General features: G+C 30.7%; 12 protein-coding genes and 1 tRNA gene. 6 read left to right on the top strand and 7 right to left on the bottom strand.

Features of this window, described 5'->3' with window-relative positions; translation table 11 throughout:
• Position 1: 1 nt before the first annotated feature.
• A complete protein-coding gene (locus tag ACZ5LY_RS00590) occupies positions 2-565 on the bottom strand; it encodes a helix-turn-helix domain-containing protein (protein ID WP_222831923.1) in 564 nt (187 codons plus the stop codon).
• A gap of 23 nt (positions 566-588) precedes the next feature.
• Complete coding sequence (gene cobQ, locus ACZ5LY_RS00585; protein WP_464577649.1) at positions 589-2,112, bottom strand: cobyric acid synthase CobQ; 1,524 nt, start codon at positions 2,110-2,112, stop codon at positions 589-591.
• Positions 2,113-2,241: 129 nt separating this feature from the next.
• Here cobQ and lonB point away from each other — a divergent pair, with 129 nt between their 5' ends.
• Positions 2,242-4,101 (top strand): ATP-dependent protease LonB, encoded by a 1,860-nt coding sequence (gene lonB / locus ACZ5LY_RS00580; RefSeq protein ID WP_083790780.1) that lies wholly within the window; start codon positions 2,242-2,244, stop codon positions 4,099-4,101.
• On the opposite strand, the gene ACZ5LY_RS00575 is transcribed toward lonB, so the two are convergent.
• The 4 genes from ACZ5LY_RS00575 to ACZ5LY_RS00560 are packed head-to-tail and all read right to left on the bottom strand — an operon-like array spanning position 4,102 to position 8,095.
• Positions 4,102-4,959: a ribose-phosphate diphosphokinase gene (locus ACZ5LY_RS00575; protein WP_464577647.1), complete on the bottom strand. Its 858-nt coding sequence runs from the start codon at positions 4,957-4,959 to the stop codon at positions 4,102-4,104. It abuts the gene before it with no gap.
• Positions 4,960-4,969: 10 nt separating this feature from the next.
• Complete coding sequence (locus ACZ5LY_RS00570) at positions 4,970-6,076, bottom strand: ABC transporter permease (RefSeq protein WP_013413490.1); 1,107 nt, start codon at positions 6,074-6,076, stop codon at positions 4,970-4,972.
• The gene (locus ACZ5LY_RS00565) at positions 6,073-7,194 is read right to left on the bottom strand and encodes an ABC transporter permease subunit (RefSeq protein WP_464577645.1); all 1,122 of its coding nucleotides are present in this window, start codon (positions 7,192-7,194) and stop codon (positions 6,073-6,075) included. The genes ACZ5LY_RS00570 and ACZ5LY_RS00565 overlap by 4 nt, the downstream gene beginning before the upstream one ends.
• Complete coding sequence (locus ACZ5LY_RS00560) at positions 7,181-8,095, bottom strand: ABC transporter ATP-binding protein (RefSeq protein WP_013413488.1); 915 nt, start codon at positions 8,093-8,095, stop codon at positions 7,181-7,183. The genes ACZ5LY_RS00565 and ACZ5LY_RS00560 overlap by 14 nt, the downstream gene beginning before the upstream one ends.
• Positions 8,096-8,149: 54 nt before the next feature.
• On the opposite strand from ACZ5LY_RS00560, the gene ACZ5LY_RS00555 reads away from it, so the two are divergent.
• The 5 genes from ACZ5LY_RS00555 (at position 8,150) to ACZ5LY_RS00535 (ending at position 12,627) form a co-directional block, all read left to right on the top strand.
• Positions 8,150-9,373, top strand: a complete 1,224-nt coding sequence (locus ACZ5LY_RS00555) for a molybdopterin molybdotransferase MoeA (RefSeq protein ID WP_013413487.1) — start codon at positions 8,150-8,152, stop codon at positions 9,371-9,373.
• A 2-nt stretch (positions 9,374-9,375) separates the two neighbouring features.
• Positions 9,376-10,524: a site-2 protease family protein gene (locus ACZ5LY_RS00550; protein WP_464577643.1), complete on the top strand. Its 1,149-nt coding sequence runs from the start codon at positions 9,376-9,378 to the stop codon at positions 10,522-10,524.
• A 13-nt stretch (positions 10,525-10,537) separates the two neighbouring features.
• A complete protein-coding gene (locus ACZ5LY_RS00545; RefSeq protein ID WP_464577641.1) occupies positions 10,538-11,878 on the top strand; it encodes an NAD(P)/FAD-dependent oxidoreductase in 1,341 nt (446 codons plus the stop codon).
• The gene (locus tag ACZ5LY_RS00540) at positions 11,871-12,530 is read left to right on the top strand and encodes an endonuclease V (protein WP_464577639.1); all 660 of its coding nucleotides are present in this window, start codon (positions 11,871-11,873) and stop codon (positions 12,528-12,530) included. The genes ACZ5LY_RS00545 and ACZ5LY_RS00540 overlap by 8 nt, the downstream gene beginning before the upstream one ends.
• Before the next feature lie 23 nt (positions 12,531-12,553).
• Positions 12,554-12,627, top strand: a tRNA-Ala gene (locus ACZ5LY_RS00535).
• Here ACZ5LY_RS00535 and ACZ5LY_RS00530 read toward each other — a convergent pair.
• Positions 12,628-13,650, bottom strand: a complete 1,023-nt coding sequence (locus ACZ5LY_RS00530; RefSeq protein WP_464577637.1) for a DUF354 domain-containing protein — start codon at positions 13,648-13,650, stop codon at positions 12,628-12,630.
• Positions 13,651-13,652: the final 2 nt, after the last annotated feature.

Here is a 13,652-nt window from a genome sequence, read left to right as displayed (position 1 = left end):
TTTACATTATTATAGCCAAGAATTTTGCTTCTTTGTCACCAACTGCTTCCATTGCATGTTTGTAGGAAGAATCAAAAAATATAGAATCTCCTTCATTTAAAATGATTTCATGATTGTGAATATAAACTTTAAGGGTGCCTTTCAATACATAATCAAATTCCTGTCCAGGATGACTATTCATTTTGGGTTTTCCTTTCCCTGGTTTAACTGTAACAATAAAAGGCTCTGCTTTTTTATGGATAAATTTTTCAGCTAGGCTTTCATATTCATAATCTTCCCGTCTTTTAACTTTTACACCTTTACCTTTTCTTGTCACTGTAAAAATATGCATTCTTGTTTCTTTACCTGTCAGTAGTAATCCCATATCTACATTTAATTTTTGTGCAACTTCAAAAAGTAAACTTACAGGAATGTCTTCTTCTCCATTTTCATATTTTTTATATAATTCTACAGGTATGCCAAGAAATTTAGACATTTCTTTTGCGCTAATGTTTGATAATTTCCTTAATTCCTTTATCCTAAGCCCTATTTCCTTACTTTTCTCATGCAAGATTGTTCCTCCCATTCCTGATCAAAAGAAATTTTTTATTACAACCCTAACATCTCTTCTATTTTATTAATATCTACATGCTTAAGGACAATATCTGCTAATTTATCTAGAGAATATTTTTTATTTTGTTTGTAGTAATCTTTCATGTGATTGTTTGTTTTTAAACCTTTCTTTTTCCTCAATATATTTACAAATTGTGTCCTAAACTCCGGGTTGTGGAATATACCATGAAAATATGTACCTGCTACATTTTCATTAACTGCACCATCATATTTACCATGTAATAAATTCCCATGACCTTTAATTATTTTGATAAAAGGCCTAACATTTTTTAATATTGTTGTGCCCTCATGAAGTTCATAACCCTCAACAACGACATTTTCCATATTTTTAAATATTCCGCCGCCAAGGACTATACCTTTGCTCTGAGATATTATTTTAGATGATATTGAAAATTTTGTTTTACAGTCAAGGAGTCCAAGTCCTTCCACCTCTTCAAATTTAGATTCCTTATGATATTTGTCTATTATTTTTGTACCCAACATTTGAAATCCGCCACAAATTCCAAATACTATAGAATCTTTAGAAAATTCTATAATTTCTTCATCCAATCCATGTTCTCTAATTTTAATTAAATCTTTAGCAGTGTTTCTAGTACCAGGTAATATCACTGCATCTAATTTATCTAAAGAATCATCTAAACCTATAAATTTTAAACTAACGTCTGGTTCTGATTCTAATGGATCTACATCAGTAAAATTAGATATCTTTGGTAAATGAATGACTCCTATTTTTATTTTACCTTTCTTTTTATATTTTCTTTCAGCCAAGGATGCTGAATCTTCTTCAGGTAACCTCAAATCTTCACTATAAGGTAATACTCCTATTACTGGTGTTTTAACAATTTTTTCAATTTTTTTTATTCCGGGTTTTAAAATATCTAAATTTCCTCTAAATTTATTGATTATTATTCCTTTAATTCTTTTTCTATCTTCTTTATTCAGCAATAAAAAAGTTCCTGCAATTGATGCAAAAACTCCGCCCCTATCTATATCTGCCACAAGAATAACATTTGAGTCTGCTAATTGTGCAACTTTCATGTTTGCCAAATCATATTTTTGAATATTTATTTCAGCTGGTGAACCCGCTCCTTCTATTATTATTATGTCATGACGTTTTCTTAGATATGTCAAAGATTCTTTAATTGCCTCTAATGCTTTCTTTCGAAATTTTTTTTGGTATTCATCAAAACTCATATCTCCAACAGGTTTTCCATGCACTATAACTTGTGAAATAAAACCTCCTTTTGGTTTTAAAAGTATAGGATTCATATGATATGATGGTTTCACACCGGCAGCTTCAGCTTGCAATGCTTGAGCCATTGCTATCTCTGAATTTTCTTCAGTTGCATATGAATTGAGTGACATATTTTGTGATTTAAAAGGTGCAACACTATATCCTTTTCTTGCAAATATTCTACATAATGCAGCAACTAATACGCTCTTTCCAGCATTTGATGATGTGCCTTGTACCATTAAACACTTTGCAAGGTTATTGGCCATTGTATATCTCCCCAACATAAAGATGATATATAAATACTTGAATGTTACATAATAGTTATAGTTAATGTTAAGTTTTTATTTGTCTCACCATAAAACTTGATAAAAATTGTAGGAGGCATAGATCTAAAAATGTCAGAATTTGAATATAAAACAACAAAAGATGTTAAAGTTCCTAAGAGGCTAATAGATCAGGTTATAGGGCAAGAAGAAGCTGTCGAGACAATTAAAAAGGCTGCAAAACAAAAAAGAAATGTATTATTAATTGGTGAGCCCGGAACTGGTAAATCAATGCTTGCGCAGGCCATGGCAGAACTATTGCCACGTGAACAATTAGAAGACATTTTAGTGTATCCAAATCCCGAAGATCCAAACAATCCAAAGGTTAGCGTGGTACCTGCTGGTGAAGGAAAAAAGATTGTAATGAATTATAAAAGAAGAGCAAGAGCTCAAGAAGAAAAGAAAAACTCGCTCATGTTATTTTTAATCATCACAATCATATTCATGGGTATAATAACAAAAGAGTTCTTAGCGAGTATAATAGCTGCTGCATTAGTATTTTTAGCCATGCAACATATAAAAACTAAAGAATCTGTTCAAGTGCCAAAATTATTGGTTAATAATGAAAATAGAAAAAAAGCACCATTTGTAGATGCTACGGGTGCTCATGCTGGAGCATTGTTAGGTGATGTAAGACATGATCCATATCAATCCGGAGGTTTAGGTACTCCAGCCCATGAAAGAGTTGAACCAGGAATGATTCATAGAGCACATAAGGGAGTTCTTTTCATTGATGAAATAAGTACTTTAAAAATGAAAACACAACAAGAATTATTGACAGCGATGCAAGAAAAAAAATATGCAATAACTGGCCAAAGTGAGACCAGTAGTGGTGCAATGGTAAGATCAGAAGCAGTACCTTGTGATTTTGTGTTAGTTGCTGCAGGTAATTTAGATGCATTAAAAGGAATGCATCCAGCCCTACGTTCAAGAATTCGTGGATATGGATATGAAGTTTATATGCGAAATACAATGCCAGATACTCCTGAAAATAGAAAAAAACTCGTTCAGTTTATAGCTCAAGAAGTTAAAAAAGATGGAAAAATTCCACATTTTGACAGAGGAGCAATTGATGAAATAATAAGAGAAGCAAGGAGAAGGGCAGGTAAAAAAGGCATGCTAACACTTAAATTAAGAGATTTAGGTGGTTTAATAAGAGCAGCTGGAGACGTTGCTAGAAGTGAAAACTCAAAATTAGTTAGAAGAGAACACGTAATTAAAGCTAAAAAACATGCCAGAACATTAGAACAGCAAATAGCTGACAGATACATAGAAAATAGAAAAAGATACAGTGTTTTCAAATCTAAAGGTTATGAAATAGGTCGTGTAAATGGTTTAGCTGTAATAGGTGATAGAAGTGGAATAGTATTACCAATAGCTGCGGAAGCTGTACCATCACAAAGTAAAGAAGAAGGAAGAATAATTGCCACTGGTAAATTAGGCAAAATTGCAAAAGAAGCCGTACAAAATGTTAGTGCACTCATCAAAAAATATACAGGAAGAGATATTTCTAACTATGATATTCACATACAATTCTTACAAACCTATGAAGGGGTTGAAGGTGATAGTGCTAGTGTATCAGTTGCAGCTGCAGTGATTTCTGCTCTTGAAAATATACCTGTAGATCAGTCAGTTGCACTTACAGGATCATTAAGTGTTAGAGGGGAAGTGTTACCTGTTGGAGGTGTAACTAGCAAAATAGAGGCTGCAGCTGAGGCTGGTATTAAGAAAGTATTAATTCCAAAATCTAACTATAAAGATGTAATGATTGAAAAACACTATGAAGATAAAGTCGAAATTGTACCAGTTGAGACACTTGGAGAAGTCTTGGAACATGTGCTTGTAGGTAAAAAGAAAAAAACATTAATAGAGAAAATGCAAAAAGTTGGTAGTATTATTCCAAAAGACATGACAAAGGCTATCCCTCATTGACTATTTTAATGTATTAGCTAAAAGAGGAGCAACTGATACTTTACTTATAGGGGATGACAACGTATCAGTACCTACAATTTCTTTTACACCACTCAAATATATCTTCATCAATGCATCACCAACAAGTACAGGATGAACACAACCAACAAATATATTTTTAGCTTTTTCATTTTTTAAAATCTTTGAAGCATTGATAATAGTACCTCCAGTACTTATGATATCATCAACTAATATCACATCCTTATTTTTTACATTTATTTCTTTAATTTCTGTTGAAACTTTATCCGGGGATATACGCTTTTTTTTCAAATAATCATGTTCGCAATCAAGTATTTTAGCCACTTCTTTGGCATGTTGCAATGCGCCCTCATCAGGGGCAACCACAATAGGATTGTTCACAATATCTTTAAAATATTCAGCTAGTAAAGGCATTGCAGACAAATTTTTGACTGGAATATTAAAGAATTCCACTATTTTCTCTTCATGAAGATTTACTGTAATAACTTCATCTATTCCTGATGATTCTATTAAGTTTGCAATAATTGATATGGAAATGGCCTCTCCTTTCTTAAATCTTTTATCTTGTCTACTATAAGCCAAATATGGAATAACTGCCCTAACTTTTTTACAACCCAAACTTTTAAGGTTTTTTGCTATTAGAAATAATTCGATTAAGTTTTCATCTTGAGGATAACCTGTAGATTGGACAATTGTTATCTCATCCTCAATATCATCATTAAATCGTATGTACTTCTCACCATCTGGGAATTTTTTAATCTCTAAGTTACCTAATTTTTCATTTAGAATGTTTGCAATGTCTGCAGCCAATTTTTGTGATGCAGAACCACCTATTATCAAAAGTATCACCTCACAACCTTATTACTTTTTGATGTTTAAAAATTTCTACTGAAATAATAATGATTAAAAGAGAAAAGATTAAAGTTGGAATCGAATCAAAAATCACTTCCTCTTTTAATGTTGGATTTGAAAAAGTTTTAATTAAAATTATTGTAGGAATGTAATCAGAAAACTGAGAAAGAACTGGCACTTTTGTAAACAGTGGTATAAAAAATATAAAAGTTATTAAAGATAATAATAATGTCATGGCAGTGTTAGATTCCTTTGTACTTTCAACAACCATAGATATCAGTAATCCAGCACCTATAAGTCCCATACCACAGATAAACAAAAATGTAATTACATAAAATTGATTGTAGATTGGAAGTTTTAAAATTTGGAGTAAAATCATCCACGCACATGCTTGGACCGTAGAAAATAATAATATTGGCGTTATTTTTCCAAGAATAATTTTATATTCAGGTAGTGGTGCCATCAGTAAAATTTCAAAGGTTTTTCTTTCTTTTTCACCTACTATCGTGTCAGTTATAATATCTAATGCCATGAAATATGGAAGAAAAAGAACTAAAGGTATAATAAAAACATACATCATTTTAACAAAAGTTGGACTTTGTAGTAAAAAAGGTAAAGAATTATTGTCAATATAATGTTCGTTTAGCCTTACAGATTTTAATTTTATGTTATATTTATTTAGCATTGCATCTACTCTATATTTTTCTATTGCTTTATTGATTTTTTGTGACACAACAGGAGAAAATACATTCCCGTAATCCAATTCAACATTAATGTTACCATTTTTTTCATAAACAAATGCAATTATCTTAGAACCTAATGCTTTTCTACCTTCCTCTAATGTCTTATAATAAATTGTGTTTAAATTTTGTGACTTAATATAATTATCTAAGGAAGACCCACGTAATGAATCTGCTAATCCTACGCTTAATAAATCTTTTAATCCTATTTTGTCAATTACTTGAGGATCAGTAGTTGCAGCAAACGCAAGAGAAAGTAGAAAGGCACCTACTATTATGAATATTTGTAATAGCACCATGAAAATATAAAGGCGATTAAAAATAATATCTTTTGTTTCTTTTTTGATTAGAGGAATAACGCTCATTTTCTCCCCCATATAATTTTAAATACACTAGGTCTGGGTCCAAATATTATTTCATCCTTTCCAAATAAGTATATTGACAATGTATAACTTATAAAAGCAACGGAAAATATTAAAGAAAAAGGCACGATTAAATCACTTAAGGTAAGGGACTGAGAAGAAAGTAATTTCACCACAAGCGTCATTGGTGAAATAACTATCCTAGGATTTGTTATGTATAAAATTGTGGGAATAACTAATATTCCAAGTATTATTATATAAGTGATTGTGACTGCCATGCCAGCTTCTCCATAGTTTTTAGCAAAAACAGATATCAACATTGTTACTCCAACTATAGGAATCGCCGTAAAAATAATTATGGTATAAACTAACAGCGGTTGTGGAATTTTAAAGCCCAAGAGTGATAATATATTTATCCATATAAACACCTGGATTCCAATTACAATTAGAGCAGAAAGAGATTTTGAAAAAATTATTGATGTTTTAGTTGTAGGTAAAACCAGAAGAAATTCTATTGTTTTTCTTTCTTTTTCTCCCACCATATTATCTACTATAATATTTCCAAAAAGAAAAATTGGAAGGAACAATAATATTGCGATCATAAATTTATTAATCAGTTTTACTGGTAAAGCTTCTCCTCTTGATATGGTTTGAGCATTTGGAATTTTTTTTGAAATTCCTAATTTATTTACAATTTTATTTAAAATAATACTTTCTGTCCTGTTCGATGCTTTTGAAACTTCATCTTTAATAACTATGGATTTTGGATCTTTTCCATTCAAAAACAAATCCAGAGATATTGGAGACGAAGAATTGACAATTAAAACTCCAGTTAAATCATTGTTTTTAACGTTATTTATTGATAAGTTATTTTTTTCAAGTTTTAAGCAACTTTGATCAATATTTTTAATTATTAGCCCTGTGGGATCATTTATACCTAATGTAACAAAAGTAAATGAAGGATTTAATGTAACTTCCCGAGTTTCAAAACTATGTGATACTATGCTGAAAACAAAAATTATCATGCTAAGAGATAAAATCTGCAATAAAAACAAAATCATAAACTTTTTACTTTTAAATACATTTTTTATTTCCCATTTAGCAAGTTTAATGAAACTCATCCTCACCAACCATCTTTATAAAAACGTCTTGTAATGATGTTTCTTTTGTATTGATAGATAGGATATTTTTTCCTAATTTTTCAACTATTTTTGGGATTACAGATCTTTTTTCTAGAAAAATCTCAACATTGTGGTGTTTTTTAACTTCAATTTTTTTGATACCTTGAATCTCTAAATTTCTTAATACATTTAAGTCATTCAATTTTACTTGGAGGACAATTGGACTGTGAATTTTAGATTTCAATTCTTCAGGAGTTCCTATATCCAAAATTTTACCTTTATTTAATATAGCAACCCTATCACATAACATTTCTGCCTCTTCCATATAATGTGTACATAAAATTACAGTTTTTTTACCTCTAAGTTTTGCAATGAATTTTCTTATTGTAAGTGCAGTACCAGGGTCTAAACCCATCGTTGGTTCATCAAATATTACTATTTTTGGATCATGTATTAATGCTCTTGCAACCGCGACTCTTTGTCTCATTCCTTTAGATAAGGTATTTATACGATGATTTGCTCTATCTTCCATATTTACTAATTTTAAAAGTTTTTTTATCCGCATTTCTAATTTTTTCTTATCTACATCATAAAGTTCGCCAAAATACTTAAGCAACTCATAAACTGTAAATCTTTCATATAGATTTGGTTCTTCAGGTAAGTAACCAATCAGTTTTTTAACTTCTAAAGGATTTTTAGTAACATCATATCCATATACACGTACTTCTCCATCATCAGGACGTAATATACCGGATATTATTCTTATAGTCGTTGTTTTTCCAGCACCATTGGGGCCTATTATTCCCATAATTTCTCCTTCTTCAATCTCTAAAGTAAAATTATTAAGCGCATTAATTTCCCCAAATTTTTTACTCACGCCTTTAAGTTCCACAGCTTTCATCAAAAATAATATTTTTAAATTTGTTAAAAAGTTTTTACTAATGGAGGTGATTAATTGTTTTTTACAAAACTTTTTTCAATTAATGAAGTATATAAAATACTAGAAAAAGAACAAAAAATATTAGATTTGGAGGTTGTAAGATTAGAAAATGCATATAAGAGAATTTGTGCTAAAGACATTGTCTCAAAACTAGATTCACCACCTTTTGATAGAGCTGCAATGGATGGTTATGCAGTTAAAGCTGAAGATACTTTTCAAGCTTCTGAAGATAATCCTGTAGAATTGAAAGTTATAGATAGAATATCTGCAGGAAGTGCATCAAATAAAAAAATAAATTCTGGAGAAGCAATTAAAGTTAATACTGGTGCACCACTACCTCCTGGTGCAAATGCAGTGATAATGGAAGAATATGTTTTAGAAAAAAATGATGATAAAATTCTCATCACAAAAAGAGTAACACCCTTAGAAAATGTGTCTTTGAAAGGAGAAGATATAAAACGTGGTGATAAAGTTATAAAAAAAGGGCAAATATTGAGATCTCAAGAACTTGGAGCATTAGCATCTGCTGGTTATTCTAAAATTGAGGTATATAAAAGACCCAAAGTAAATATAATAGTAACTGGGGATGAATTAGTAGAACCCAAAGAGAGTTTAAAACTTGGAGAAATAATTAATTCCAACAAGTATATTATGTTAGGAATGGTAAAAAGTACTAATGCAATTCCAAATGTTAAACACTGTAATGACAACCCTACCCAGCTTAAAGAAATGCTTTTAGAAGCTAAAGAAAAATATGACTTAATAATAACTACTGGTGGAACCGCAGTGAGTGAAAGTGACATTGTTGTAGACACTGTAGATGAGATTGGTAAAGTATTTTTCCATGGCACTGCAATACAACCAGGAAAAGCCATGGCATTTGGAAAAATTGATGGTACACCTATTTTCATGCTTTCAGGATATCCAGTGGCTGCAATGGTACAATTTGATATTTTTGTAAGACCTTACCTCCTTAGGATGCAAGGCATAGATTTTGAACATCAAATAGTTAAAAGAATAACAAAGAAGAAGATAATATCAAGCCTGGGAAGAACAACTTTTGTTAGAGGCATTGCAGATGACAAATATGTTACACCAATTTTAAGTAAAGGCTCTGGTATAATAAGATCTATGGTGAAAGCAAACTGTTATATAGTAGTGGATGAAAATGTTGAAGGTATATATAAAGGTGAAGAATGTGATGTAATATTATTTAATTCATTTACATTAGGGGTGTAATAATGGATGCTTTGCATTTTTATCTGATATTTTTTCTCATTGTTTGGACATTTGGAATAATCTTTAGGGACAAATTGAAAATTGAAATTCATGGATTATTAATGATGAGAAAAACAAAAAGAATGAGAGAATTTATAGATAGAATCGCTAAAAGACATAAAAAATTCTGGAAATGGTATATGAATGTTGGAATTGTGGTTGCATTTATTACCATGGTTGTGACAACAGTATTTCTTTTTTATTCATTAAAAACAGTATTTAAAAAACCTGCAGTTTCAGTTGTCGTGCCTGGCGTTGACATGCCCGGATCACAGATATATGTGCCTTTAGGGTATGGAATAATAGCATTAGTAACTGTTTTAGTAGTGCATGAGTTAGCACATGGAATATTAGCCAGAGTAGAAGGAGTTAGAATAAAATCCATTGGAGTAATGCTTTTAGCCATACTTCCTGGAGCATTTGTAGAGCCTGATGAAAATGACATGAAAAAAGCTAAAAGAATATCTAAACTTAGGATATATGCTGCAGGGTCGGTTGCAAACATCACTTTAGCATTAATATGTTTAGCAATTGCCTTCTTAATTGGAAATTTTGTAATTCCTGCAGCACTTCATCCAGATGGAATGAAAATTACAGATGTTGTACCTGGATCCCCTGCATCGAAGGTTTTAAAAAGTGGGATGGTTATACATGCTATCAATGATCACCCCACAAATAATTTTTCAAGCTATTTTGCAGTAGTAAGTAAATTAAAACCAGGTGAAAAAATAAAAATTCAGACTGATAAAGGAACATATACTTTAGTCACGGCTCATAAACCGGAAGATCCGAAAAGAGGATATATGGGTATAAGAAGTATGGAAAATTATGTACCTAAAAAAGGACTTGAAAGTTATGCACCATTATTTTCATTTTTATTAGAGTTTAGTATATTACTTTCTTGGATACAAATTTTAAATTTAGGGATAGGATCTTTTAACTTACTACCTATAAAGCCTTTAGATGGTGGATTGATGTTTGAAGAATTGTTAAAACATTTAAATATTTCAAAAGATGTTGCAAAATCTATAACAAATTGCATTGGCATAATATTGGTTTTAATAGTCCTTATAAATATTACATTCAGTATTGGAAAAGGTATCATTTTTTAGGTAAGGTGACGTTATGAGAGTGGTCATAATTGGCAGTGGTGCAGGTGGGTTATCCACAGCTTCTAATATAAGAAAATACAACAAAGAAATCGAAATAATAGTTATCACAAAAGATAAATATGTTGCTTATTCTCCTTGTGCAATACCTTATGTCCTCTCAGGGAAAATAAAAAGCTTTGATGAAATTATAATGCATGATATCGAATATTATTTGGATAAAGATATTAATATATTAACTGAAACAGAAGTAATTGAAATTTCACCTGCTAAGAACTTAATTAAATATAAAAGACTTGATGATACAAAAATAAAAGAACTAAAATATGATTATCTTGTTATAGCTACTGGTGGAATTCCAGCAGTCCCTCCAATACCTGGTGTTAATCTAGAAGGTGTTTTTACAGTTAGAACTCTTGAAGATGGAATTAAAATAAAAAAATGGGCAGAAAATTGTGAACATGCGACAGTAATTGGCGCTGGTCTTATAGGAATAGAGATGGCATATGGATTAAAACATTTAATACCGGAAGTTGATATTATAGAAATGGCTTCACAAGTTGTTCCAAGATCTTTAGATCCTGAAATGGCAAAAATAATTCAAAAATATTTGGAGAAATTAGGAGTAAATGTATTAGTTGGTAAAACCGTAAAAAAAATAATAGGTGAAAAAAGAGTAAACGCTGTAAAATTAAATAATAAAAAAATTAATACCGATATGGTATTATTGGCAACAGGTGTTAAACCTAATATATCTTTAGCAAAAAAAGCAGGGATTAAAATAGGAAAATGGGGAATAAAAGTAAATGAGAAAATGCAGACTTCTGTGAGAAATATTTATGCGGTTGGAGATTGTGTTGAGGTAAAAGATTTCATAACAGGTGAAAATACATTATCTCCATTGGGATCAACTGCAGTTAGACAAGCAAAAGTAGCTGCCAAAAATATCATAGGTAAGAAGTGTAGATTTCGTCCAGTATTGAATGCTATGGTATCACGTATAGGTAATCTAGAATTTGGATCAGTTGGAATGACAGAGATTAATGCTAAATATCATAATATAGAGACTGTATGTGGTATGAGTAAAGCTCTTACAAGGGCTAGATATTATCCAGGAGCTGAAAGGATTTATGTAAAAATTGTATGTAATAAGGATGGAAAGATAATTGGATGCCAAGTAATTGCAAAAGAGGGAGTTTCAGAAAGAATAGATGCAATGTCAATTGCAATTTCACAACATTTGAAATGTAGCGATTTATGTGAAATGGAATTTTCTTATGCACCACCATTGTCAACTGTGGTTGATCCTTTTGTACCTGCTTGTGAAGAAATAGTTGAAAAGCTTCAGAATGGCTGAAAGCAGCTTAAAGATGATAAGTTATAGATTGTTGGATGAGTTAGCAAATATACAGTCCAATCTTTCAAAAAAGGTTATAAGGAAAAATTATTTAGATGAAGTTAATACAGTTGCCGGAGTAGATGTATCATTCCCTGTAAATAATTTTGCAGTTTCTGCTGCAGTTATAGTTGATTTTAACGATTTAAAAATTATTGAAAAAAAGACAGAAATAACTAATTTATTTTTTCCATATATTTCTGGCTTTTTAGGATTTAGGGAGGCAGATGCTATAATATCTGTAATTAAAAAATTAAAAAATAATTTTGATGCGTTAGTTGTGGATGGAAATGGAATATTACATCCAAGACGTTTTGGACTTGCTTCTCATATTGGAGTTTTATTAGATATCCCAAGTATAGGTGTAGCAAAAAAATTGATAAGAGGTGCAAAAGTAAAGAATAATAAAATATTTTATCAAGGTGAAGTTTTAGGAGTAAAAGTAGGAGATGTGTATGTGAGTGTAGGACATAAAGTGTCTCTTAAGACCTGTGAACAAATAATTTCAAAATTAATTAGGTATAAAGTACCTGAACCAGTAAGATTGGCACATATCTTAGCAACAAACACCGCAAAAAATTTAAAAGTAAAAAAACGTAATATTTATATTTAGGTCTTATTTACATATATTTTGATGGGCTGGTAGCTCAGCTTGGTAGAGCGTCGCCTTGGCATGGCGAAGGCCCCGGGTTCAAATCCCGGCCAGTCCATTAATTTTCACATGCTTCATAAATTTTATTTATTATTATTTTAAAGAGATTGTCTGTTTCCAATTTGATTTTTTTGGGTTTGTCACCAAGTAATTTTAATGCTAACTCTACAATTTTTTTAGGATCTAAAGAGTGGTACATGAGCCCCTTTTCTATATAAAATTTATCTACAGCTAATATTTTTCCTGGATAACATGAAATTACTGGAGTACCTAATAAAGCTGCTTCACGGTTCATAGTGCCTCCTGCTCCGATCATCAGATCACATTTTTTTATTAAACTAAATGTATCTATAGGTGGTTTTAAAACCACTACGCCTTGTTTTTCAAACATCTTTTTTTGTTTTTCAGATCTTGGCAACACAAGTATGTCAGCATAATCTCTTAATTTTTCAATTACAGGTATCAATATTGATGTATCATGACTAGCTTTAAAATAAGATGCTTTTATTGGTTCTGGCCGCATTAAAATAATATGGTCTTTATTTCTTTCTATTCCTAATTTTTCCAATATATTCTCATCATATTCATGATCTTCAAAATGTAAAATTTCTGAAGTTCCATTATATCTAACTAAAGAATTAGGATCTGCTCCACATTTTATTATATCCCAGACATTTATTACTTTAGGTAGTATTATAGTTTCACAAAGAGGTAAAGTAAGTTTATTAGCTTTTATTGCATGTTCGTTATCTAGTACATATACTATAGGTATTTTAAGACCAAAAGCAACTCTTGGAAGTTCTATAGAATGTTTGGACACGGCTACATCTGGTTTTAATTTTGATATTAATTTTGATAACCTATAAGCTCTATATGTACTTTCTATCAATTTATCTTTTAATGTTGCTTTATGTTTACCTATTGATATAAATTCAAAGCCAAATTCTTTAAGTAATTCATGTATTCCATGAAGTTTACGTGTAGTTATTATAACTTCTTCTCCATTTTTTTCTAAATGTTCTATTATTTTTTTGAAGAATCTTACATGCGGTGTGTTTGTCATGTCAATCCATACTTTCATCT

This window comes from Methanothermus sociabilis, assembly GCF_055392295.1.
The sequence above is the reverse complement of the archived record's forward strand: the minus strand, read 5'-3'. Positions and strand labels throughout refer to the sequence as shown.

Coding starts and splice junctions, on each gene's coding strand:
- ACZ5LY_RS00540 (WP_464577639.1), top strand. CDS start 11,871: ATGGCTGAAAGCAGCTTAAAGATGATAAGTTATAGATTGTTGGATGAG.
- ACZ5LY_RS00565 (WP_464577645.1), bottom strand. CDS start 7,194: ATGAGTTTCATTAAACTTGCTAAATGGGAAATAAAAAATGTATTTAAA.
- cobQ (WP_464577649.1), bottom strand. CDS start 2,112: ATGGCCAATAACCTTGCAAAGTGTTTAATGGTACAAGGCACATCATCA.
- ACZ5LY_RS00545 (WP_464577641.1), top strand. CDS start 10,538: ATGAGAGTGGTCATAATTGGCAGTGGTGCAGGTGGGTTATCCACAGCT.
- ACZ5LY_RS00530 (WP_464577637.1), bottom strand. CDS start 13,650: ATGAAAGTATGGATTGACATGACAAACACACCGCATGTAAGATTCTTC.
- ACZ5LY_RS00590 (WP_222831923.1), bottom strand. CDS start 565: ATGGGAGGAACAATCTTGCATGAGAAAAGTAAGGAAATAGGGCTTAGG.
- ACZ5LY_RS00550 (WP_464577643.1), top strand. CDS start 9,376: ATGGATGCTTTGCATTTTTATCTGATATTTTTTCTCATTGTTTGGACA.
- ACZ5LY_RS00560 (WP_013413488.1), bottom strand. CDS start 8,095: ATGAAAGCTGTGGAACTTAAAGGCGTGAGTAAAAAATTTGGGGAAATT.
- ACZ5LY_RS00570 (WP_013413490.1), bottom strand. CDS start 6,076: ATGAGCGTTATTCCTCTAATCAAAAAAGAAACAAAAGATATTATTTTT.
- lonB (WP_083790780.1), top strand. CDS start 2,242: ATGTCAGAATTTGAATATAAAACAACAAAAGATGTTAAAGTTCCTAAG.